Source organism: Streptomyces sp. NPDC051315, from assembly GCF_044455165.1.
Lineage (GTDB): Bacteria > Actinomycetota > Actinomycetes > Streptomycetales > Streptomycetaceae > Streptomyces.
The window spans coordinates 212,827-234,588 of the sequence record NZ_JBITEN010000001.1; the positions used below are offsets into that span (position 1 = coordinate 212,827).

A 21,762-nucleotide genomic window follows, 5' to 3' on the forward strand; every position below is an offset into this window, starting at 1 on the left:
GCACAAGCAGCTACTCGCCAGTAGCGGCCGATACGACGCGGTCCTGACCGTCCTCGCAGATGAGGGCGTACGTCAGGGCCGCGTCAGCGTTTCGGCCCATCACATCAAGGCTTCATGGGTGTTTGACCGGTCGGTCATGCCCTGGTAACACCAATCAGTGACGCTGGTATCACACCACGTACACCCGTGACCCATTCCGCCCGAGGGGGACCTCCACCATGCAGGCCGCGCCCGTTCGCGCCACCGCGATCCCTTCCTTCACCGACGCCCTGAGGGCCGTCGAGTCCCTTCTCATGAGCGGCGGCCAGCGCACCGCCCGGCGCAACGCCTGGACCTCCGTCCTGGAGGACCGCCGCCGCGCCAAGGACCGGAGCGAGGCGCAGCGCGTCCTCGAAGCGGTCACCGCCGCCGGTTCCTGACCGTCCCGGCCCCGCCTCCCGGACACTGCCGTCGTCGCCGCTCCCCGGGGCACGTAGACTGCGTGGCATGGCGAGGAAGGACACGGCGGCGGACGCCGCTACCCCCGGGCGACTGAAGCAGATCGCCCTGACCTACAAGATGACCCGCAAGGCCGACAAGAAGATCGGTCTTGTACTCGCGGCTGTCGGAATCGTCACCTTCGGTGTCTTCCTCGCGATCGGTTTCCTGATCGGCCACCCGATCTATCTCGGCATCCTGGGCTTCCTGCTCGCCTTCCTCGCGACGGCGATCGTGTTCGGCCGCCGGGCCGAGCGGGCCGCCTTCGGCCAGATGGAGGGACAGCCCGGCGCCGCGGCGGCCGTGCTGGACAACGTCGGCCGGGGTTGGACGACGACCCCCGCGGTGGCGATGAACCGCAGCCAGGACGTGGTGCACCGGGCCGTCGGCAAGGCCGGCATCGTCCTGGTCGCCGAGGGCAACCCGAACCGGGTGAAGAGCCTGCTGGCAGCCGAGAAGAAGAAGATGAACCGCATCGTGGCGGACGTGCCGGTGCACGACCTGATCGTCGGCACCGGCGAGGGCCAGGTCGAGCTGAAGAAGCTGCGGACCACCATGCTGAAGCTGCCGCGCGTACTGACCGGCCCCCAGGTGACGGCCACCAACGACCGGCTGCGCGCCATGGGCGACCTGATGAGCAACATGCCGCTGCCCAAGGGCCCGATGCCCAAGGGCATGCGCCTGCCGAGGGGCGGGCCCAAGGCCCGCTGATCGCCGTGGCACACACGACGTGACACACACGACGTGAACGCGTGACACACGAAGGGGGCGCCCGGATCACTCCGGGCGCCCCCTTCGCCGTCCCGGCGGGACGGACGTCAGATGCGGACCTCGACCGTCTTGGCCAGGCGGTCGTGGAGGCCGCGGCCGTCGCGGTCCCAGATCAGGGCCGGCAGGGCGACGCAGAGCAGGACCGTGCGCAGCAGGGCGCGCAGCGGGTTGACCGTGCCGGTCTCCAGGGCGAGCACGCGCAGGCCGAAGAGGCGCTTACCGGGGGTGAAGCCCAGAGTGCCGACGGTCAGGACGCTCATCAGGAAGAAGATCGACAGCGCCCAGTTGCTGGTCGCCTGGCCGTAGCCGTCGGTGATCAGACCGTATGCGATCAAGAGGCACAGGCCCCAGTCCACGGCGAGCGCTCCGAGCCGTCGGCCGGGGCGGGCGATGGAGCCCGGTCCGTCCTCCGGCAGGCCGAGCTGCTCGCCCCGGTATCCGAAGTCGGCACCGGCTTCTTCCATGGCCGCGCGCGGGCCGGAGAGCCACGATCCGATTGCTTGCCTGTTGTCCACCCGTCCACGGTACTGCGACCCCTTGTGACCGGGGCACCGAGGGGTGTGTCCGAGCTACCGTGGACGGAGAGCCGGTTAACTTGTGCGAAACAAATGGGTCACGCCCGAGAAATCCCGCGTCTCTAGGGTCGAGGGCAGCGTGTGCCACCGCACTGGCCGCACGAACGAACTACCACCCCGGCGCGACGGCCGGGAGTAGGAGGAGCTGGATGTTCCAGAACGCCGACGAGGCCAAGAAGTTCATCGCGGACGAGGACGTCAAGTTCATCGACGTCCGGTTCTGCGACCTGCCGGGCGTCATGCAGCACTTCTCGCTGCCCGTCGAGGCGTTCGACCCGGACGAGGAGCTCGCGTTCGACGGTTCGTCGATCCGCGGCTTCCAGGCCATCCACGAGTCCGACATGGCGCTCCGCGCGGATCTGTCGACCGCCCGTGTCGACCCCTTCCGCCGGGACAAGACGCTCAACATCAACTTCTTCATCCACGACCCGATCACGGGCGAGCAGTACTCCCGTGACCCGCGCAACGTGGCGAAGAAGGCCGAGGCGTACCTGGCGTCGACCGGTATCGCCGACACCGCGTACTTCGGTCCCGAGGCCGAGTTCTACGTCTTCGACAGCGTGCGCTTCAAGACCTCGGAGAACGAGTCCTTCTACCACATCGACTCCGAGGCCGGCGCCTGGAACACCGGTGCGCTGGAGGACAACCGCGGTTACAAGGTCCGCTACAAGGGCGGCTACTTCCCGACGCCGCCGGTCGACCACTTCGCCGACCTGCGCGCCGAGATCTCCCTCGAGCTGGCCAAGTCCGGCCTGAAGGTCGAGCGCCAGCACCACGAGGTGGGCACCGCCGGCCAGGCCGAGATCAACTACAAGTTCAACACGCTGCTCGCCGCCGCCGACGACCTCCAGCTCTTCAAGTACATCGTGAAGAACGTCGCCTGGCGGAACGGCAAGACCGCGACCTTCATGCCGAAGCCGATCTTCGGTGACAACGGCTCCGGCATGCACGTCCACCAGTCCCTGTGGAGCAACGGCGACCCGCTGTTCTACGACGAGGCCGGTTACGCGGGCCTGTCGGACACCGCCCGCTACTACATCGGCGGCATCCTCAAGCACGCCCCGTCGCTGCTGGCCTTCACCAACCCGACGGTGAACTCGTACCACCGTCTGGTGCCGGGCTTCGAGGCGCCGGTCAACCTGGTGTACTCGCAGCGCAACCGCTCCGCGGCCATGCGTATCCCGATCACCGGTTCGAACCCGAAGGCCAAGCGCGTCGAGTTCCGCGCGCCCGACTCCTCCGGCAACCCGTACCTGGCCTTCTCGGCGCTGCTGCTGGCCGGCCTGGACGGCATCAAGAACAAGATCGAGCCGGCCGAGCCGATCGACAAGGACCTCTACGAGCTGGCCCCCGAGGAGCACGCGGGCGTCCCGCAGGTCCCGACCTCCCTCCCGGCCGTCCTCGACTCCCTCGAGGCCGACCACGAGTTCCTGCTCGCCGGTGACGTCTTCACGTCCGACCTGATCGAGACGTGGATCGACTACAAGCGCGCGAACGAGATCGCTCCGCTGCAGCTGCGTCCGCACCCGCACGAGTTCGAGCTGTACTTCGACGTGTGACCGGACCGCGCGCCCGGTGCGCGTGAGGCCTCAGCCGCCCCCGTTCCTGTTTCTCAGGGCGGGGGCGCCGTCGTATGGTTCTTGCACAGCTGTTCGACAGAGGTGACGGGGAGACGGGGATGTCCGAACAGGACGAGTTCCAGCGGGAGTTCGACCTCAGATGGGCGGACGACGCCGAGCACAGGGAGCCCTCGGCGCGGGCCCGCATGCTGGCCGCGCGCTGGAAGGAGAACCCGCCGCAGCCGCAGCCCTTCCGGGCCGCCCCGGGGCCGGTGGCGCCGCGGAGGTCGTCGTGGCTGTCGACGGCGATCGTGCTGGGGTGCGTGGTCGCGGTGATCCTCGTGCTGGGGTACGCGCGGTTCCAGGCACCTTACTAGCCGCCCCCGGCGACCGGAGCAATAACCCTTTCCGCCAGGGCTGTTGGGCACTGCGGTGCTACGTTGTGCCTCTTGGCTCACCGTCGGTATCGAGGTCGACACAAGAACGGTTGGTCCGGTGACAACAGCCCGTCCTTCGCGCACCGCCGTGGTGGTGACAGCGCTTCCCGTGGAGTTCTCCGCCCTGCGGGACCGTCTCGAGGCCGAGAGCGCCCGGCACGTCGGTCGGCGCAGGGTCAACGGCACCGTGGTGCAGACGTTCCGGCTCGACGGCGCCTACGCCCCCTGGACCGTCCACGTGGCCCAGGTGGGCATGACGAACGTCGCCGCCGCTCTGGGGACGCACGGCCTGCTGGCGGTGCTGCGTCCGGACGTCACGCTCCTGGTGGGCATCGCGGGCAGTCTCAAGGACGACGTCCTGCCCGGGGACGTCGTGGTCGCCACCAAGGTGTACGAGATCCACGGCGCCAAGGTGTCCGCCACCGGCCGCGGCGCGCGGCCCGACGCGGTGGAAACCTCGCTCGCCCTGTGGCAGACGGCGCTGCACGCGGAGGTCCGGCGCAAGACCCACTTCAAGCCGATCGCCTCCGGCGACGTGGTGCTCGACGCCGGCTCCGGTGACATCCGCACCCGGCTCAGCACCACGTACGAGGATGCCGCGGCGCTGGAGATGGAAGGTTTCGGTTTCTGCAAGGCGGCCCAGCGCCACCGCACGGAGGCGCTGGTCATCCGCGGGATCAGCGACCGGGCCGACGGGGACAAGCGCGCGGCGGACGCGGCGGGCGGCCAGCGCCTGGCGGCGACGAACGCCGCCGAGGTGGCCGTCGCCGTCCTCATGGAGCACCAGCCCGACGGCACGGGCACCTCCCGCCCCCGCCGCACCCCGAAGTCATCCACGGGGCGCCCCCCCAAGCCACCCACGGGGCGCACCCCGAAGCCACCGGCCGGCCCTGCCCCGGAGCCACCGGCCCGCCGCACGCCGCCGGCCAGCGGGAGACCCTGGTGGAAGGGCCGGGCGAGGACGGCCTGGCTGCCGCTCGCCGCGGCCGCGGTGACCCTCGGCATCGTCCTGCAGTCGTGCGTGGACGGCGGCCCGGACACCGACGACGCCAAGCCGCTCTCCGGCGCCCCCACCTCCTCCCTGTCCACCTGCGACCAGGCGGACACCCGCCTGACCATCGCCGCCTCCGTCGACAAGTCGGAGCCACTGCGGCGCGCGGCCAGGGCCTACGGCACCCGGATGGCGGACGGCAGGTGCGTGCAGGTCAGGGTCGAGGACCGCAACTCCGGCGAGGCGATGCGCGCGCTGGTCGACGGCTGGGGGGAGTCCGACGGGACGAAGCCGGACGTGTGGGCGCCGGCCGGGAGTTCCTGGCTGTCCCTGGCGAGGGCCGCCGCGACGGGGAAGCACGCGGAGCAGTTCCCCGAGCGGGCGGAACCGATCGTGCAGAGCCCGCTGACCATAGCGATGCCCAAGCCGATGGCCGAAGCCCTGGACTGGCCCGAGCGGCGGTTCACCTGGAGCCAGCTGGCCGACTGGGCGAAGAACGCCGACGGCTTCTGGGCGCAGCACGGCAGGCCGGAGTGGGGGGCGTTCAAGCTCGGCAAGACCAATCCGGGCTACTCGACCTCCGGGCTCAACGCGACCGTCGCCGCCTTCTTCGCCGCCACGGGCACCAGCGAGGAGCTGAGCGCCGCGCACGTCGACGACCCCGGCAACCGGGCGTTCGTCAAGAGCATCGAGCAGGCCGCCGTGCACTACGGCGACACGACGCTGACCTTCACCTCCAACCTGCGCCAGGCGGACCGCAACAGCCCGCAGAAGGCGATGTCGTACATCTCCGCCGTCACGCTGGAGGAGAGCACCGTGGCGGCGTACAACGCCGGTTATCCCTGCGGCGCGCTCAACGCGGGCCGGACGTGCGCGCGGACCAGCGCGCCGGACACCCCGCTGGTCTCGTTCTATCCGAAGGACGGCGTCCCGTTCTCCGACCATCCGTACATCGAGCTGAACGGGATGAGCGCCGCCCGCAAGGCGGTGGCCGACGACTTCCTGCGGTACCTGCGCAGTCCCGCGGTCTTCGCGGAGCGGTTCGCCCCGTACGGCTTCCGCACCCACGAGGGGAAGGTCCCCGCGGGTTCCACGGTGCTCACCGAGGAGAACGGCGTCGTGCCGGACGCGCAGTTCACCAGCATGCCGATGCCCCGGGGCGAGGTGCTCGGCCATCTGACCGAGGTGTGGCCCACGCTGCGCCGGCGGGCCAACGTGCGCATCGTCATCGACACCTCGGAGTCGATGAACGGTGAGATCCCCGGCACGGGCGACACCAAGATCGAGCGGCTGAAGCAGGCGGAGCCGAAGCTGTTCGGCGAGTTCACCGGCACCGACCACGTCGGGCTGTGGAAGTTCTCCGACGCCTACGCCCTCGGCGGCGAGCGCGACTACAAGGAACTGGTGCCGCTCGGCCCGTACACCGAGAAGCTGCCCGGGGGCACGCGGGCGCAGCTGCTGTCCGGCAACGTCAGGAGTCTGGAGCCGGAGGGGGCGACCGGGCTGTACGACACGCTCGACGCGGCGGTGCGGGCCATGCGGGACGACTACGACCCCCAGGCCATCAACGCGATCGTCCTGCTCACCGACGGCCGCAACGAGGACAGCCAGAGCCTGTCCAAGGAAGAGCTGCTGCGGCGGATCGGCGATCCGTCGAAGCCCCAGATCCGCATCTTCACCATCGCGTACGGCAGCGAGGCCGACGAGAAGGACAAGGGCGGCAGGACCGTGCTCCAGGAGATCGCGCGGGCCGGCGGCGGTCAGGTGTACGACGCCAAGCGGGCCGAGACCATCGAGCAGGTGATCACCAGCGTGATCTCCAACTTCTGAGGGCCGGCCGTCCCCTGACGGGACGGGGACGGCGGGGTGTGTTCCGGCGGGAACTCAGGATTGGGGCGGCCCTCGCGGACGGGCTGCGTCGAGCAGGACCTGAGCCGCTGGTTCCCGGTGTGGGGTGCCCCCGGTCCGTGGGGACCGGGGGCACCCGCGTCACCCGCTGCGCTCGTGCTCCTGCCGGCGGGACTCCAGCGGGCGCTCGCGCCGGTAGCGGCGCTCCCACTTGGCCTGCTGGTCACGGCGGTCGCGGTAGGCCTTGTACGACGTCGGCGCGGCGCTCGCGGCGGGGCCGGGCACGGACGCCGAGGCCGCGTCGCGCCCGTGGCGCACGTACAGGTAGAGCACGGCGACCGCGGCGAGCCAGTAGAGGTGGTTTCCGAATCCCAGGACCACCAGGACGGCGGTCCCGGAGAGAACGACGGTGCCCATGGTGTGCCTCCTTCCTGGGCATGGAGAGGTGACTGTGCGGTGTGGTGGGGGTGGGGTGGTGTCTTCAGCGTAGGGAGGCCGTCACTCGGCGTGCATCTCCTTTTTCCGTGAGCGGTGGGCGTGAGCCCGGCCGCGGCCGGACGGGGGCCGGTTGTCAGTGCCGTCGAGGAGGATGGCGGACAGGACGGGCGGCGACGCGGACGGGTGGAGGCCGGAATGGGCGACGGGGAACGGTACATCGGCGTGGCGGAGCGGCGGGCCCGGCTGGCCCTGCGGCAGCGGCTGGCGCCGGCGGTGCGGGCCGTGCGCCCGGAGGAGGTGGCCGACGCGCTCGTCGCGCTGCACGGTACGGATCCGGCGACGGTGTACCTGGCGGTCGGGGCGCGGCTCGCCGACCCGTCGGGGACCGTGCCGGAGACCGACCGGGCGCTGTACGGGGAGGACCGGACGCTGGTCCGCATGCACGGCATGCGGCACACGGTGTTCGTGTTCCCGGCGGAGCTGACGGCGGTCGTGCACGCCTCGACCGGCCTCGCGGTCGCCGCGCGGGAACGGGCCGCGCTGGTGAAGGACATGGCGAAGGCGGGCGCGCCGGACGTGACCTGGCTGAAGGAGGTCGAGGAGTCGACGCTGGCGGCGCTGGGCCGGCTGGGGCAGGCGACGGCGGCCGAGCTGGCGCGGGAGGAGCCGAGGCTGCGGGAGCGGTTCGTGTACGCGGCCGGGAAGAGCTACGAGGGTGTCCACACGGTCTCGACGCGGCTGCTGAGGGTGCTGGGCGTCGAGGGGAAGGTCGTCCGGGGCCGTCCGCTGGGCTCGTGGACGTCGAGCCAGTTCCGCTGGGCCCTGGCCCCCGAACACCCGCAGCTGGATCCGGCCGGGGCGCGGGCACAGCTGCTGCGGCACTGGCTCACCGCCTGCGGGCCGGCCACCGAGGCCGACCTGAAGTGGTGGACGGGGTGGCGGGTGACGGAAGTGCGGCGGGCTCTGGCGGCGATCGGGGCGCGGGCGGTGTCGCTCGACGAGGGCACGGGGTACGTCGTCGAGGGGGACGTCGATCCGGTGGCGGCGCCGGAGGAGCCGTGGGCGGCGCTGCTGCCGGGGCTCGATCCGACGGCGATGGGGTGGCGGGAGCGGGACTGGTACCTGGCGCCCGAGCTGCGGCCCGCGTTGTTCGACGGCAGCGGGAACGTGGGGCCGACGGTGTGGTGGGACGGGCGCGTGGTGGGGGGCTGGGCCCAGCGGGCCGACGGGGAGATCGTCTGGCGGATCCTGGACGGGAGCGGTGTGGGGCGGGACGCGGAGGCGGCGATCGCGGCGGAGGCGGAGCGCCTGCGGCGCTGGGTGGGCGACACGAGGGTGACGCCCCGGTTCCGGACGCCGCTGGAGAAGGCGCTGGTGGAGTAGGTGAGGCCCTCGGCGGCCGGCGCGGCGGCGCCGGGTGCCGCGCAACGACCGCGGCACCCGGCGCCGGACTCACCGGCTGTAGCGCAGCAGCGCCCGCACCATGTGGCACGTCGTGTCCGACGGCGGGTGGACGCCGATCAGTCGGGCCATGGCGCGGATCTTCTCGTCGCGGGCCTGGCGGGGCAGGTAGACGCCCGAGTCGAGGAGGGCTATGGCGAGGCGCATGGCCTTGAGGCGGCGGTTGTGCGTGACGTACCACTCGCGCGGGCGGCCGGGCGGCAGGGACCGCTTCTCCACCGGGACGTAGGGCAGGTCGAGTGGGACGGGACGCTTCGCGGTGGACTGGGTCGGCAGCGGCTTCGGGCTGAGTGCGGCAGCGGGCACGGGCATCCTCCTGTCGCGGTCGGGGTTCCGGCCCGGAACCTCCGGCGGAACCCTCGAACACTGCTTCTATTCTACTGTCCCCCACTGACAAAAGCCCCTGGCCACAAGGGCTTTCGGGGTCGCAGTGACGCACGAGGAGAACGAGTTTCCGGGCCGCGTGAGGAGCTCCGGATACCGTGATCCGCATGGAAATCTGGATCAACCCCGCCTGTTCCAAGTGCCGCAGCGCGCTCAGCCTGCTCGACGCCGAGGGCGCCGACTACACCGTCCGCCGCTACCTGGAGGACGTACCGACCGAGGACGAGATCAGGGCCGTGCTCGACCGGTTGGGGCTGGAGCCGTGGGACATCACCCGCACCCAGGAGGGCGTGGCCAAGGAGCTCGGGCTGAAGGAGTGGCCGCGGGACGCCGCCTCGCGCGGGCGATGGATCGCGGCCCTCGCCGGGCATCCGAAGCTCATCCAGCGGCCGATCATCACGGCCGACGACGGCACGGCGGTCGTGGCGCGCACGGAGGAGGCCGTACGGGACGCTTTGTCCCGTTAGCCGGATGGGCAACGGTTCGTCGGGGGAGGCGAGTCGGGGCGCTCCGCGCTGTTACCCTCCGCCGCCATGACCTTCGGTGATCAAGGATTCCCGCAGGGGCAGCCGGACCCGTACGTCCAGGCCGCCCCGCACGCCCAGCCGGGCGCCCAGCCGGGCCCGTACGGACAGCCCGACCCGTACGCCCGGTTCGTGGCCGAGCAGGAGCGGATACGCAGGCGCCGGCGGACGCGACGCGTGGTCGGCGCCGGGACCGGCGTCGTCCTCGTCGCCGCCATCGCCGCCGGCGCCCTGATGGCGACGGGCGGGGACGACGACGGAGAGCCGGCGTCCGCCGTCCCGGCCGCCACGGCGTCGTCGGCCGGGACGGCAGCCCCCTCCGTCGACGTCGGCCTCCCCTCCGACGCGCCGAGCGCGCTGCCCTCGCTGCTCGCCCGGCCCGTCATCCGCCCCGAGGAGGCGTTCCCGCGCACGGCCGTCCGCCTGGAGGACGGCTCCCGGTACTCGCGCGTCGACCTCGCCACCACCACCGACTGCGCCCGGGGCATGTCACCGGAGCTGGCCGAGCTCATCGAACAGGGCGAGGAGTGCGTCCGGCTGACGGCGGCTCTGTTCACGGACGCCGACCGGCGCTCGCAGGTCACGGTGACCGTGCTGAGCTTCGCAAGGGTCGAGGACGCCTCGCGCGTGTTCATGATGGCCTCGATGGACCCGGTGACCTACCAGGTGGTCTCGCTCGACCCGCCCCCCGAGGCCGGTCTGCCGACCGTCCCGCCCGGCTCGGCCGGGGTCTTCCGGCGGCTGATGACCGTCCGCTCTGTGGTGTTCGCCAACGGCCAGTGGGCCGACGGCGCCGAGACCGGCGAGGCCGAACTCACCGCCCAGACCGAGGGCCTGCTCCAGCACGTCAACGACACGGTGGTGGCGTACGAGGAAGGGGACGGAGAGGCGGGCGGCGGGGGCGGTGAGAGCTGAGCAGGGGTCCGACCGCCCTGTGACGCACACCACATCCATTGACTCCTGTCACCGCTGAGTGACCTCGTTCGGTATCTCGTACATAGCGGCGTACGCTCCCCTACCCCTCAGGAGGCGCGCATGTCGCGCAGGAGAACTCTCGGTACGAAGAAGAAGCTGGCGCTGCTGGTGAGTGCCGCGACGGTGGCGGGAGGCGGCGCCTTCGTCATGGCGGCCACCTCGAACGCCGCGCAGTCCCCGCAGACGGCCGCCGAGTCGTCCGTCTGCCAGGGCCTGGCCACCGCCCTCGGCAACAACCAGCGGTTCATCGACGGCCAGCGGGCCGCCCCGGACGCGCAGTCCGCGGCCCGGATCGCCAACCGTGAGGCCGTCATCGAGCAGATCAAGGTGCAGCAGAAGGCGTCGGGGTGCGTCGTCGGGGAGTCGGCTCAGGGCTCCCAGACGACGGCCCCGCAGGCCTCTCAGCCGGCGCAGACCGCCCCGGCCGAGAACAACGGGAACGCCGGGAACGCCGGGAACGCCGGAGACACCGGCGACACCGGAACCGGCGGAGGCGGCGCCGTCTCCGGTCAGCAGGTCTGCAACGGCTCCACCGTCACCCTCTCCGGCGAGGGGGGTGCCCCGGCCGCGTCCAGCAACCAGTTCCCGGCGGGGACGAAGCTGAAGGTCACCAACCTGGACAACAACAAGTCCACGACCGTCGAGGTGACCTCGGTCTCCGGCAGCTGTGTGCTGCTGAACAACGCGGCCTTCGAACAGGTCCGTGAGCCCGGCAAGTTCCTGATCCGCCGGGCCGTGATCGAGAAGGTGGGGTGACGCCCGGGGAAGGAACTCCGTGAGGCGGCGGCCCGGTCCGGGCGGCGCGGCCCGCGGCGGCGCGTGACGGGAGACGTCCGGCAGGACGACCGTCACGAGTGCTCCGCAGCGCCTGCCCGCCCGGGCCGTCACCTCGTACGTGTCACAGGTCCTGCTGTTCGCGGCCACGAACAGCAGGACCGGCGTGTCCGGCCCCGCAGCCGCCGCGGTGACGGACGCGGTCCGGTGACCGCCTTCGCGGCCGGGAAGCCCCCGACCGCCTCCCGCGGGCCCAGCCGGCCGGGGCCGAGGGGCGCTCCCCCGGTCTCCCCCGAGCGGGCTGACACCGGGCTGCCGGGCGTCACCCCATTCATTCCCATCGCATACGAGCCACCGCCCGCCCTCGGGCGGGCACGCGTCTGCGACCGCGAACGGCAACTTCCGACGGGCCCGCCACCCTCACACCGTGAGCCACGCCACAGAACCACCAGGTAACACGGGGTTCACATTCGAGCAATGACCGGGAAATCGCCTGTTGACAAGCTCCCGGGCATCGAGTGCGGCGCCCCAGTGCCGCAGCGCCGCAGCACCCGCAAGTGCGTCTGACCCACCCCCGAAGGAAGTGGCCCGTGACCTTCAAGGCTGAGTACATCTGGATCGACGGCACCCAGCCGACCGCCAAGCTCCGTTCCAAGACGAAGATCATCGCGGGCGCCCCCGCCGGTCTCGACGCGCTGCCGATCTGGGGCTTCGACGGGTCCTCCACCAGCCAGGCCGAGGGCCACTCCTCGGACCGTGTCCTCAAGCCGGTCTTCACCTGCCCGGACCCGATCCGCGGCGGCGACGACATCCTCGTCCTGTGCGAGGTCCTCAACATCGACATGACGCCGCACGAGTCCAACACCCGTGCCGCGCTGACCGAGGTCGCCGAGAAGTTCGCCGCCCAGGAGCCGATCTTCGGCATCGAGCAGGAGTACACCTTCTTCAAGGACGGCTACCCGCTCGGCTTCCCCAAGGGCGGCTTCCCGGCCCCGCAGGGCGGCTACTACTGCGGTGTCGGCGCCGACGAGATCTTCGGCCGTGACGTCGTCGAGGCGCACCTCGACAACTGCCTGAAGGCGGGCCTGGGCATCTCCGGCATCAACGCCGAGGTCATGCCCGGCCAGTGGGAGTTCCAGGTGGGCCCGCTGGCCCCGCTGGAGGTCTCCGACCAGCTGTGGGTGGCCCGCTGGCTGCTCTACCGCACCGCCGAGGACTTCGGCGTCGCCGCGACGCTGGACCCCAAGCCGGTCAAGGGCGACTGGAACGGCGCCGGCGCGCACACCAACTTCTCCACGAAGGCCATGCGCGAGGGCTACGACGCGATCATCACCGCGTGCGAGTCGCTCGGTGAGGGCTCCAAGCCGCTCGACCACGTCAAGAACTACGGCGCCGGCATCGACGACCGCCTCACCGGTCTGCACGAGACCGCCCCGTGGAACGAGTACTCCTACGGCGTCTCGAACCGCGGCGCCTCGGTCCGTATCCCGTGGCAGGTCGAGCAGGACGGCAAGGGCTACATCGAGGACCGCCGTCCGAACGCCAACGTCGACCCGTACGTGGTGACCCGCCTGCTGGTGGACACCTGCTGCTCCGCGCTGGAGAAGGCCGGCCAGGTCTGATCCCGCCGCACGGTCCTGTGAGGGGCGCCCGCCGACTCGGCGGGCGCCCCTTCGGCGTGCCGGGAGCTCCGCGTGACCGTGACCACGGCCCGCGGACGGGCCGAGGACCGGCCGAGGACCGGCCCAGGACCGGCCGAGGACCGGCCGGGGATCCGCGGCGACTTCAGGCCAAGGAACGTCCAAGCCGTGAGAGGAGTCTCCTGTCACGCGCGGGTGTCTGCTTCAATAAGCCCATGGCCAGCTTCCAGAAGTACTCCGCGACAGGTCGCCATGACCTCGAGCCCTTCTGGCCTTCCCGTCAGCACCACGACTTCGACCGGGTGTGTTGCCGCGCGATGAACGCGCCGGCCCTCTAAAGCCGTCACCCCGGCCTTCGGCCGACGCGAACGACGTACGTCCCCCGACGCGCCCGACCACACCTCGCGGCCGTCGTCCAGCCCGACGAACTCCTTCGCGCGAAAGAGCTGACCTCTCATGGCGACCACTCGTTCCCTCTCCACCGCTCCCCTCACCACCCCGTCCGGTCCGGCACGTCACCGTCTGCGGGCGGTGGACCGGGACGAGGTGGTGGAGGTCGCGGACTTCCTGCCGCCGGGCGCCACCTGGCTGCCCGCTCCCCAGCACACCCTGCCCACGTTGCCGGGCCAGCCGCCCATGGTCGGCTACCTGGTGCTCGTCCCGGCCGACCGGCAGCCGCCGTTCCTGCCGGTGGCCGTGCCCGACCAGCCCGGCACCGCGGCGGCCGACGACACCGGTGACACGGGCGAGCCGCTCGTCCGGATCGACACGGTGCAGCGCACCGCGTGGGTCGGCGGGCGCCGACTCGACCTGACCTACCTGGAGTTCGAACTGCTCGCGCACCTCGTGGCGCATCCGCACCGGGTGCACACGCGCGACCAGCTCGTCACCACCGTGTGGGGCTACGGCCACGTGGGCGACGGCCGCACGGTCGACGTCCACATCGCCCGGCTGCGCCGCAAGCTGGGCGCGGAGCACCGCCAGGCGATCCAGACGGTGCGCCGGGTCGGCTACAAGTACACCCCGCCGACCGCCCGTTGATCGTCTGCTGACGGCAGAGGACGGTTCCCTCCCGCGCCCGGACCGGGCACAGTCACCGGCATGAGACTTCTGGTGCTGGGTGGTACGGAGTTCGTGGGACGGGCCGTCGTCGAGGCGGCGCTCGGGCGCGGCTGGGACGTGACGGTGCTCAACCGGGGGCGGCACGCGCCCGTCCCCGGGACACGGTCGCTGGTCGGCGACCGCACCGCTCCCGGCGGACTCGCCGCCCTGGCCGAGGGCGAGTGGGACGCGGTCGTCGACACCTGGTCGTCGGCCCCGCGCGCGGTGCACGAGGCGGCGCGGCTGCTGCGGGGCCGCGCCGGCCGGTACGTGTACGTGTCGAGCTGCTCGGTGTACGCGTGGGCGCCGCCCGCCGGGTACACCGAGGACGCGCCGCTGACCGAGGGCGCCGAGCCCGACGCCGGACACACCGACTACGCCCGCGACAAGCGGGGCGGCGAGCTGGCCGCCGTCGGCGCCTTCGGCGCGGAGCACTCCGTCCTCGTACGGGCCGGGCTGATCCTCGGCCCGTACGAGAACGTCGGCCGGCTGCCCTGGTGGCTGACCCGGATCGCCCGGGGCGGGCCGGTCCTGGCGCCGGGGCCGCGCGGTCTGCCCCTGCAGTACATCGACGTGCGCGACCTCGCCGAGTGGACGCTCGGGGCCGTGGAGCGGGAGGCGAGCGGGCCGTACAGCCTGGTCAGTCCTCAAGGGCACACGACCATGGGCGGGCTGCTGGAGGCGTGCCTGCGGGTCACCGGCGCGGCGGCCGAACTGCGCTGGACCGCGCCGGAGGTGATCCTCGACGCCGGGATCGAGCCGTGGACGCAGCTGCCCGTGTGGGTGCCGCCGGGCAGCGACCTGCACGACGCGCTGCACTCCGCCGACGTCTCGCGGGCACTGGCGACCGGGCTGGTCTGCCGGCCGGTCGAGGAGACCGTCGCCGACACCTGGCGGTGGCTGCGGGACATCGGCGGCACGGCGCCCCAGCGCCCGGACCGTACCACCAAGGGCCTGGATCCGGAGGTGGAGGCGAAGGTGCTCGCGGCGGGCGGGGGTGTACCTGACACCACCCCCTGACCGGGGCCCCGGGCCAGTGACCCCGGCCCGGCGGGTCGGCGAGACTGACGCCCATGAACACCAACACGAAGAGCGACGGCGGCGGTTCGAGGGCGCGGGGGATGCTGCGCGCCGCCGGGCGGGGGTTCGTGCTGGCCGTCGTGTCACTGCCGCTGACCGTCCTGTCCCTCACCCTCACCGCCGTGTCGATCGCCCTCGTCCCGCTCGGGATCGGTCTCGTCACCACGCCCTGGGTGCTCACCGCAGTGCGCGCCTTCGCGGACCGGCGTCGGGTGCTCGCCGCCGAGTGGGGCGGGGTGCGCATCCCGTCGGCGTACCGGCCGGTTCCCGAGGGCGCCAACCCGTGGACGCGCACCGTCGCGCTGCTGCGTGACCCGGCGACCTGGCGGGATCTGCGGTGGCTGCCGGTGGACATGACGGCGGGGTTCGTGACGGCGCTGCTGCCGGCGGTGCTGGTCCTCTATCCGCTGGAGGGGTTCGCGCTGGCGGCCGGGCTGTGGCGGACCATGACGGGCGGGCCGTACGTCGAGTACGGGCCGTACTGGTACGGCTTCGTGCCGGTCAGCGACCAGGCGTCCGCGCTCGGCGCCGGCGCGCTGGGCGCCGTTCTCCTCGTCGTCGCCCACCGGTACGCGGTGAGCGCGTTCCAGGTCCACTTCCGGCTCACGCAGGCCGTCCTCACCCCCAGCCAGGCCGAACTGGCCGAGCGGGTGCGGGTGCTGACCGAGACGCGGCGGGACGCGGTGGACACCTCCGCCGCCGAGCTGCGGCGCATCGAGCGGGACCTGCACGACGGCGCCCAGGCGCGGCTGGTCGCGATGGGCATGGACCTGGGGACCGTCGAAATGCTCCTGGACAAGGACCCGGAGCAGGCCAGGAAGCTCCTCGCGCAGGCCCGCCGGTCCTCCGCCGACGCCCTCGCCGAACTCCGCGACCTGGTGCGCGGCATCCACCCGCCGGTGCTGGCCGAGCGTGGACTGGGCGACGCCGTACGGGCGTTGGCGCTGCGGCTGCCGGTGCCCACGGAGGTGACGGTGGACCTGGCCGGGCGGGCGGACGCGCCGGTGGAGTCGGCCGCGTACTTCGCGGTGAGCGAGGTGCTCACCAACGCGGTCAAGCACTCCGGCGCCGACCGGATCTGGGTCGACCTCCACCACGCCGACGGCCATCTGCGGATCTCCGTCACCGACAACGGCAAGGGCGGCGCGGCCGTGGGGGCGGGTTCGGGCCTGGCCGGGATCGAGCGGCGGCTGGGTACATTCGACGGCGTCCTGGCCGTCGGCTCCCCTGCGGGCGGTCCCACCATGGTGACCATGGAGATCCCTTGCGTGTTGTCCTAGCCGAAGACCTGTTCCTGCTGCGGGACGGGCTCGTGCGGCTCCTGGAGGCCTTCGGCTTCGAGATCGCGGCGGCCGTGGAGAGCGGACCCGAGCTGGAGAGGGCCCTGGCCGACCTGAAGCCGGACGTCGCCGTCGTCGACGTCCGGCTTCCGCCGACCCACACGGACGAGGGCCTGCAGTGCGCGCTGCGGGCCCGGCGGGAGCGGCCCGGTCTTCCGGTGCTGGTGCTGTCGCAGCACGTGGAGCAGTTGTACGCGCGCGAGCTGCTCGCCGACGGCAGCGGCGGGGTGGGCTATCTGCTGAAGGACCGGGTCTTCGACGCGGAACAGTTCGTGGACGCCGTACGGCGGGTCGCGGCGGGCGGTACGGCGATGGACCCGCAGGTGATCCAGCAGCTGCTGGCCCGGCACGGCACCGACCGGCCGCTGGCCCGGCTGACGCCCCGCGAGCGGGAGGTGATGGAGCTGATGGCGCAGGGCCGGTCGAACGCGGCGATCGCCGCCAGACTGGTCGTCACGGAACGAGCCGTCGCCAAGCACACCGCGAACATCTTCACCAAGCTGGGCCTGGAGGTCTCCGACGACGACAACCGGCGGGTGCTGGCGGTGCTCGCCTATCTGGACCAGGACCGGTGACCCGACTAACTCCCTTACCTGTCACGGGTGTTGACGGTGTCACCTGTGCGGGCCTTGGGGCCGAATTGTCCCACGGACCTCTCATCGATTTTCCGGGACGGCTGAACACTTGCGGGGCGACGCGCGTATGGGAAGGCGCCGCTTCACTCCTGTCGGGCGCCTCGATGCTGCCCCGCAAGGAAGTCAGAGGAGTTCCATGGGACGCAACACACGTAAACGCCGTTCGTCGATGGCCACGAAGGCCGTGGCAGCATCGGCGGCCCTAGCGCTCGGTGGGGGCGGGCTGATCTGGGCGAACTTCTACGCTTCGGCGGGCGAGTCCAAGCACTCGTCGCAGAACCAGGTCAAGGCAGCTGCCGGTCAGGTGGCCACCATCTCCTGCCCCGACGTGGGGCAGAAGCTGACGAACGTGCCCGAGAGGGCGCGCTCGGGCGTCGACAAGGAGCTGGCGAACCTAGACAAGCAGATCACCGAGGCCTACGCACGACTCGCCTCCACGCGCCAGGCACAGTCGCAGGACGCGGGCTTCGTCCAGAACGCGATCCTCGGCCCCCTGAAGTCGAAGCGGGTCGCCACGATCGACCGGATCCGCATCAGCATCCAGCGCGTCGGCGGCCAGGCGCAGAACCTGGGCCGGCTCGCCACCTGCACCCCGCAGACCGCCACCCCGGAGACCAACGCCGGTGAGAACGACGGCGGTCAGCAGAACGACGGCGACCAGAACAACAACGACGGCGGCCAGAACAACGACGGCGGCCAGGGCGACAACGGCCAGCAGCAGGGCAACGGCGGTCAGGCCGGCAACGGCCCGGTCGCCGCCGACTTCGTCGACATCACCCGGGCCGGGAACAACAACCAGCTGGGCGTGGGCGCCAACGGTCTCGCCGCGAACGGCAGGGGTGGTTCCACCGGCAGCTTCACCACGAAGTGCGGCACCAACGGCAACGACAACCACAACACGGACAACGTGATCGTCGCCCCCGGTGTCACCAACGGCGCGCACCACCTGCACGACTACGTCGGCAACCAGAGCAACGACGCGTTCGCGAGCGACGAGGAGCTGGCGGCGGCCGAGACCAGCTGCCAGAACCAGGGCGACCGGTCGTCGTACTTCTGGCCGGTGCTGCGCGTGCAGGACGGTACGCAGGACTTCGACCAGAACAACGACGGTGGCGGCAAGGAGGGCAACGTCGGCCGGATCCTCCAGCCCGCCCAGGCGCAGCTGAAGTTCGTCGGCAACAAGAGGGGCCCCGTCGTCGCGATGCCGACGGCCCTGCGCATCATCACCGGTGACGCCAAGTCCTTCGTCAACGGCCTCGGCAACGCCAACGTGAACTGGAGCTGCACCGGCTTCGAGAACAAGGTGCAGCTGAAGGACAAGTACCCGATCTGCCCGCAGGGCAGCCAGGTGGTGCGCACGTCCAACTTCCAGAGCTGCTGGGACGGCCAGAACATCGACAGCGCCAACCACCGCACCCACGTGGCCTTCGTCCAGGCCGACGGCACCTGCGCCAACGGCTTCAAGGCGATCCCCCAGCTCCAGGTCCGCCTGGTGTACAACGTCCCCGCCCCGCGGATCCAGAACGGGCAGGTCGTGAACGCCTACGCGGTGGACTCGTTCCCGGAGCAGCTGCACAAGCCGATCACCGACCACAACGACTTCATCAACTTCTTTTCCACGAACCTGATGAACAAGATGGTCAACTGCATCAACACCGGCAGGAAGTGCCAGTGACCCACTGAGTGAGCCGGCGGTGAGGAATCCTCACCGCCGGCTCTCTCGTGCCTCGCGTCCGGTCAGTGACCGGAGTGGGTGGCGCCCCCGGAGGGCTCGTGCGACGCGTGCGCGGAGTGGTCCGTGCCCTCCTCGATGTCGCCGCCGAGCGTCTCCTGGAGCGCCGTCACCGTGCTGGTCTCACCCACGGCCACCCACTTGCGGCCGACGAGGTAGTGACCGCCGTAGTCCTTCGCCCCGTTGATCCACTCGCGCTGACCGCGGTCGGTGGCGAAGGTGGCGAGGATGAACTTGCCGGCCGCGTCCTTGCAGACGGCCTGGCGGATCTCGTCGGCGTCGATCTGCATGTTGGGCGTGCACTTCACCTCGGCGGCCAGCTGCTCCAGGCTGCCGGTCGCCGTCTCCGGGACGGCCTTCGTGCCCCCGTCGGAGCCGCAGCCGGTCAGCACGAGCACCGCCGCGGCGCCGGCCACCGCGAGCATCGGTCGGGTCACCTTCATCTGTCCTCCCTGCAAGAGCCTCGTCCTGGATACGGCTCCCGCGCGCGGTCCGCTCAACATACCGGTGTCACCGCGGGGCGCAGACGTGCGAAGGTGGGCCGGTGAACCAGGACTGGGAAGACCGTGTCGCCGCCGCGTGGGTGACGTTCGACGACCATTCCGGGGAGCGGGCGGCCGACTTCCGGGCCGTGATCGACGCGCTCGTCGCCGAACTGCCCGAGGGCAGCCCTCTCGGCCCGTTCGAGCGGGCCTGCGCCTGGGACTCGACCGGCCACTCCGACCGGGCGGTCCCGCTGTACCGGGAGGCGCTCGCCCTCGGCCTCGACGGCTACCGAGGCCGCCGCGCCAGGATCCAGCTCTCCAGCTCGCTGCGGAACATCGGCCGGCCCGAGGAGGGCGTCGAGCTGCTGACGCCGGAACTGGACGCTCCCCCGGACGAGTTGGACGACGCCGTGCGCGCCACGCTCGCCCTGTGCCTGTCCTCTCTGGGCCGTGACCGCGAGGGCCTCGCCCTCGTCCTCGAGGCGCTCGCCGGCCACCTGCCGCGCTACCGGCGGTCCATGACGAACTACGCGCGGGCGCTGATCGCGCCGGAGGGCTGACCCGCCCGTGGGGCCGGTGACCTACCACCGGCTCGCTCGTTCTGCTGGACGTGCAGTCACAGGATGTCGCCCCGCGCCCCGCACCCGGTTCCCCCGCCGACCGGGTCGTCGACGTCGAGCAGGCCGAGGCCGCGCTCGTCGAGCACTACCCCCGTCTCGTCCGGCTCGCCTATCTGGTGCTGCCGCCGGACCTCGGCCGGGGCCGCCGGGTGCTGACCGCCCACGCCCTCGCCCAGCGCGCCCTGCCCCGCGGCCGCGCCTCGGCCCCCGTCATCCCGGCCCAGTCCACCGCCCGCGAGGCCGACCCCGGCTACGCGTACGTCCGCCTCCAGGTGGTGCGTACGGCGCTGGAGGCGGGCCTGCCGCTGACGCTCCGGGCGTGGCCGAAGCGCGCGCAGCTGCCGCCGCTGCTGCCCCTGGTCCGGGGGCTGCGCCTCTTCCCCCGCTCCGGCGGCGCCGAGGAACTCGCCCTCGACCAGCTGCTGGCCGGCCTCTCCGGCCCGGCCCGCGCCGCCTACGTGCTGCGCGGCCTGGAGAGGCTCCCCGACGGTGATGTGCGCGAGGTGCTGACGGAGTCCGGCGTCACCGACGCGGATGCCGCGCTGCGGGAGGCGGACACCGTCGCCGCGCGCTACGGGCTGCTGGAGTCCCCCGAGTTCGACCCCTGCTCGCTCCAGGCCCGTCCCACCGACCTGATGCGGCGACGTCGGCACGCCAGGGCCGCGCTCGCCGCCGCGGCCGCGCTCGCGGTGTGCGGCGCCCTGGTCGCCCTGCCGGGCGACGGCTGGGGCCCCGACGGCGCGGCCGCCCCGGTGTACGCGCGGAACCCGGCCGCCGAGGCCGCCCTCGACCCCGGGCGGCTGGTGCGGATCTCCCCCGCCGCCTGGAAGACCTCCGCCCGCACCGACTTCTCCGTCTGGCCGGCGCGCGGCGACCTGACCGGTGACCGGGCGCTGCTGCGCCGCGCCCTCGCCGTGTGGGCCCGCCCCGGCGGGACCGTCCGGGTCTCGGCCACCCCCGGCACCCCGTCCGGCGGCCCGTCCGGCCCGCCCCAGCTGCTGTACGCGGGCGACGTGAAGACCGCGCGCGTGGTCATCCTCTACGACGGTCTGCGCATCGCCCGCTACGCCGAGCCGAAGGAGGGCACCGCCGGGGCCGCACTGGACTTCGCTCGCGTGGACGGCGCGGCCGACGCCGAGGCGGCCGCGGTGGTGCTGGACCGGGCCGACGGCAACGTCCGCTACCTCACCGCCCCCTGGGTGACGAAGGCGGCCGAGCGGGACCTGTCGAAACCGGGTGCCGGGCTGATGGACCTGCCCCTGACCGACGGCATCACCTCGCCGATGGCCAGCCCCGCCACCCACGCCGGGGCCTGCACGACGTGGAACGTGCTGCAGCTGACCGACGCCTCCGGCTCGTCCCTGGTGAGCGACCTCGGTGAGCTCGTTCCCGCCCGCCTCACCGCCGGCCGGCCGACCTCGCCGAAGGAGGCGACGGGCGCGGAGGCACTGCGCACCTGGGCGCCGTTCGCCTGCTCGCTGGGCGAGGTGCGCGGGCAGGGCGTGCGGACGGTCAACGCGTGGGGGTACGCGCGCCAGTCGCTGCCCGACGGGAACGGGTCGGCGGCGTGGGTGTGCACACGGGCCGAGACCTGGCGGGGTGACGGGACGCGGGTGCTGGCCCAGTTCCACACGCCGGGCGGGCTGTTCGGGGCGCCCGTGGCGAAGGCGGGGGACGTGCCGGCGTGCGGTCCGCGTGATCCGCACGTGCTGGCCGGGGTGCTGTGGAAGTCGGAGGCCGGCTCCTGGTACCTCCTCGCCGCCGGTGACAGGAAGACGGAGTCCGTGCGGGCGTCGGGCGGGGTGAGCGGGTCGGCACGGGGCAACCTGCTGGCCGTCCGGACGCGGCAGGGGGTCCGGGCGGAGCTGAGGGGCACGCTGGAGGACGGGCGGTCGATCGGCGGGCTGCGGTGACG

The 21,762-nt window shown here is 72.1% G+C and carries 21 protein-coding genes; 17 read left to right on the plus strand and 4 right to left on the minus strand.

The window, feature by feature from the left end:
• Positions 1 to 218: 218 nt before the first annotated feature.
• The gene (locus ACIBBD_RS00950; protein ID WP_399417107.1) at positions 219 to 419 is read left to right on the plus strand and encodes a hypothetical protein; all 201 of its coding nucleotides are present in this window, start codon (positions 219 to 221) and stop codon (positions 417 to 419) included.
• Between the two features lie 67 nt (positions 420 to 486).
• Positions 487 to 1,188, plus strand: coding sequence for a DUF4191 domain-containing protein (locus ACIBBD_RS00955; protein ID WP_399417108.1), 702 nt, complete (start codon positions 487 to 489; stop codon positions 1,186 to 1,188).
• A gap of 107 nt (positions 1,189 to 1,295) precedes the next feature.
• On the opposite strand, the gene ACIBBD_RS00960 is transcribed toward ACIBBD_RS00955, so the two are convergent.
• Complete coding sequence (locus tag ACIBBD_RS00960; RefSeq protein WP_399417109.1) at positions 1,296 to 1,763, minus strand: RDD family protein; 468 nt, start codon at positions 1,761 to 1,763, stop codon at positions 1,296 to 1,298.
• 209 nt (positions 1,764 to 1,972) lie between these two features.
• Between ACIBBD_RS00960 and glnA the strand changes: the two genes are divergently transcribed.
• The 3 genes from glnA to ACIBBD_RS00975 all read left to right on the plus strand — a co-directional run bounded on the left by glnA (position 1,973) and on the right by ACIBBD_RS00975 (position 6,640).
• Positions 1,973 to 3,382, plus strand: coding sequence for a type I glutamate--ammonia ligase (gene glnA, locus ACIBBD_RS00965; protein ID WP_399417110.1), 1,410 nt, complete (start codon positions 1,973 to 1,975; stop codon positions 3,380 to 3,382).
• A gap of 119 nt (positions 3,383 to 3,501) precedes the next feature.
• Entirely contained in the window at positions 3,502 to 3,759 is a 258-nt protein-coding gene (locus tag ACIBBD_RS00970; RefSeq protein WP_399417111.1) for a hypothetical protein, read from the plus strand.
• 154 nt (positions 3,760 to 3,913) lie between these two features.
• Complete coding sequence (locus ACIBBD_RS00975) at positions 3,914 to 6,640, plus strand: substrate-binding domain-containing protein (RefSeq protein ID WP_399417112.1); 2,727 nt, start codon at positions 3,914 to 3,916, stop codon at positions 6,638 to 6,640.
• Positions 6,641 to 6,799: 159 nt separating this feature from the next.
• Here the strand turns inward: ACIBBD_RS00975 and ACIBBD_RS00980 are convergent, their stop codons facing one another.
• Entirely contained in the window at positions 6,800 to 7,075 is a 276-nt protein-coding gene (locus ACIBBD_RS00980; RefSeq protein ID WP_399417114.1) for a hypothetical protein, read from the minus strand.
• Positions 7,076 to 7,291: 216 nt separating this feature from the next.
• Between ACIBBD_RS00980 and ACIBBD_RS00985 the strand changes: the two genes are divergently transcribed.
• Complete coding sequence (locus ACIBBD_RS00985; protein WP_399417115.1) at positions 7,292 to 8,479, plus strand: winged helix DNA-binding domain-containing protein; 1,188 nt, start codon at positions 7,292 to 7,294, stop codon at positions 8,477 to 8,479.
• A gap of 69 nt (positions 8,480 to 8,548) precedes the next feature.
• Here ACIBBD_RS00985 and ACIBBD_RS00990 read toward each other — a convergent pair whose 3' ends face one another.
• Positions 8,549 to 8,863 carry a hypothetical protein gene (locus tag ACIBBD_RS00990; protein WP_399417116.1) on the minus strand — a complete coding sequence of 105 codons (315 nt, stop codon included), beginning with the start codon at positions 8,861 to 8,863 and terminating at the stop codon, positions 8,549 to 8,551.
• Positions 8,864 to 9,048: 185 nt separating this feature from the next.
• On the opposite strand from ACIBBD_RS00990, the gene ACIBBD_RS00995 reads away from it, so the two are divergent.
• From ACIBBD_RS00995 to ACIBBD_RS01035, 9 genes are all read left to right on the plus strand, one after another.
• Positions 9,049 to 9,408, plus strand: a complete 360-nt coding sequence (locus ACIBBD_RS00995; RefSeq protein ID WP_399417117.1) for an arsenate reductase family protein — start codon at positions 9,049 to 9,051, stop codon at positions 9,406 to 9,408.
• A gap of 66 nt (positions 9,409 to 9,474) precedes the next feature.
• Positions 9,475 to 10,380 (plus strand): hypothetical protein, encoded by a 906-nt coding sequence (locus ACIBBD_RS01000; RefSeq protein ID WP_399417118.1) that lies wholly within the window; start codon positions 9,475 to 9,477, stop codon positions 10,378 to 10,380.
• A 120-nt stretch (positions 10,381 to 10,500) separates the two neighbouring features.
• Positions 10,501 to 11,196 carry a hypothetical protein gene (locus ACIBBD_RS01005; protein WP_399417119.1) on the plus strand — a complete coding sequence of 232 codons (696 nt, stop codon included), beginning with the start codon at positions 10,501 to 10,503 and terminating at the stop codon, positions 11,194 to 11,196.
• A 608-nt stretch (positions 11,197 to 11,804) separates the two neighbouring features.
• The gene (gene glnII, locus ACIBBD_RS01010; protein ID WP_399417120.1) at positions 11,805 to 12,836 is read left to right on the plus strand and encodes a glutamine synthetase; all 1,032 of its coding nucleotides are present in this window, start codon (positions 11,805 to 11,807) and stop codon (positions 12,834 to 12,836) included.
• Positions 12,837 to 13,310: 474 nt separating this feature from the next.
• A complete protein-coding gene (locus tag ACIBBD_RS01015) occupies positions 13,311 to 13,895 on the plus strand; it encodes a winged helix-turn-helix domain-containing protein (protein ID WP_399417121.1) in 585 nt (194 codons plus the stop codon).
• Between the two features lie 60 nt (positions 13,896 to 13,955).
• A complete protein-coding gene (locus ACIBBD_RS01020) occupies positions 13,956 to 14,975 on the plus strand; it encodes an NAD-dependent epimerase/dehydratase family protein (protein WP_399417122.1) in 1,020 nt (339 codons plus the stop codon).
• A 53-nt stretch (positions 14,976 to 15,028) separates the two neighbouring features.
• A complete protein-coding gene (locus ACIBBD_RS01025; protein WP_399417123.1) occupies positions 15,029 to 16,315 on the plus strand; it encodes a sensor histidine kinase in 1,287 nt (428 codons plus the stop codon).
• Positions 16,300 to 16,950, plus strand: coding sequence for a LuxR C-terminal-related transcriptional regulator (locus tag ACIBBD_RS01030; RefSeq protein ID WP_399417124.1), 651 nt, complete (start codon positions 16,300 to 16,302; stop codon positions 16,948 to 16,950). Before ACIBBD_RS01025 ends, ACIBBD_RS01030 begins: the two co-directional genes overlap by 16 nt.
• Before the next feature lie 196 nt (positions 16,951 to 17,146).
• Entirely contained in the window at positions 17,147 to 18,685 is a 1,539-nt protein-coding gene (locus ACIBBD_RS01035) for a DUF1996 domain-containing protein (protein WP_399417125.1), read from the plus strand.
• A gap of 62 nt (positions 18,686 to 18,747) precedes the next feature.
• On the opposite strand, the gene ACIBBD_RS01040 is transcribed toward ACIBBD_RS01035, so the two are convergent.
• Complete coding sequence (locus ACIBBD_RS01040) at positions 18,748 to 19,185, minus strand: hypothetical protein (protein ID WP_399417126.1); 438 nt, start codon at positions 19,183 to 19,185, stop codon at positions 18,748 to 18,750.
• 101 nt (positions 19,186 to 19,286) lie between these two features.
• Between ACIBBD_RS01040 and ACIBBD_RS01045 the strand changes: the two genes are divergently transcribed.
• Entirely contained in the window at positions 19,287 to 19,787 is a 501-nt protein-coding gene (locus tag ACIBBD_RS01045) for a tetratricopeptide repeat protein (protein ID WP_399417127.1), read from the plus strand.
• A gap of 50 nt (positions 19,788 to 19,837) precedes the next feature.
• Positions 19,838 to 21,760: a hypothetical protein gene (locus tag ACIBBD_RS01050; RefSeq protein WP_399417128.1), complete on the plus strand. Its 1,923-nt coding sequence runs from the start codon at positions 19,838 to 19,840 to the stop codon at positions 21,758 to 21,760.
• Positions 21,761 to 21,762: the final 2 nt, after the last annotated feature.

What these genes read in the sequence shown, in the direction of transcription:
- ACIBBD_RS01020 (WP_399417122.1), top strand. Translation starts at nt 13,956, where the DNA reads ATGAGACTTCTGGTGCTGGGTGGTACGGAGTTCGTGGGACGGGCCGTC.
- ACIBBD_RS01025 (WP_399417123.1), top strand. Translation starts at nt 15,029, where the DNA reads ATGAACACCAACACGAAGAGCGACGGCGGCGGTTCGAGGGCGCGGGGG.
- ACIBBD_RS01005 (WP_399417119.1), top strand. Translation starts at nt 10,501, where the DNA reads ATGTCGCGCAGGAGAACTCTCGGTACGAAGAAGAAGCTGGCGCTGCTG.
- ACIBBD_RS00985 (WP_399417115.1), top strand. Translation starts at nt 7,292, where the DNA reads ATGGGCGACGGGGAACGGTACATCGGCGTGGCGGAGCGGCGGGCCCGG.
- ACIBBD_RS00955 (WP_399417108.1), top strand. Translation starts at nt 487, where the DNA reads ATGGCGAGGAAGGACACGGCGGCGGACGCCGCTACCCCCGGGCGACTG.
- ACIBBD_RS00980 (WP_399417114.1), bottom strand. Translation starts at nt 7,075, where the DNA reads ATGGGCACCGTCGTTCTCTCCGGGACCGCCGTCCTGGTGGTCCTGGGA.
- glnA (WP_399417110.1), top strand. Translation starts at nt 1,973, where the DNA reads ATGTTCCAGAACGCCGACGAGGCCAAGAAGTTCATCGCGGACGAGGAC.
- ACIBBD_RS00970 (WP_399417111.1), top strand. Translation starts at nt 3,502, where the DNA reads ATGTCCGAACAGGACGAGTTCCAGCGGGAGTTCGACCTCAGATGGGCG.
- ACIBBD_RS01040 (WP_399417126.1), bottom strand. Translation starts at nt 19,185, where the DNA reads ATGAAGGTGACCCGACCGATGCTCGCGGTGGCCGGCGCCGCGGCGGTG.
- ACIBBD_RS00950 (WP_399417107.1), top strand. Translation starts at nt 219, where the DNA reads ATGCAGGCCGCGCCCGTTCGCGCCACCGCGATCCCTTCCTTCACCGAC.
- ACIBBD_RS01015 (WP_399417121.1), top strand. Translation starts at nt 13,311, where the DNA reads ATGGCGACCACTCGTTCCCTCTCCACCGCTCCCCTCACCACCCCGTCC.
- ACIBBD_RS01035 (WP_399417125.1), top strand. Translation starts at nt 17,147, where the DNA reads ATGGGACGCAACACACGTAAACGCCGTTCGTCGATGGCCACGAAGGCC.
- ACIBBD_RS01000 (WP_399417118.1), top strand. Translation starts at nt 9,475, where the DNA reads ATGACCTTCGGTGATCAAGGATTCCCGCAGGGGCAGCCGGACCCGTAC.
- ACIBBD_RS00995 (WP_399417117.1), top strand. Translation starts at nt 9,049, where the DNA reads ATGGAAATCTGGATCAACCCCGCCTGTTCCAAGTGCCGCAGCGCGCTC.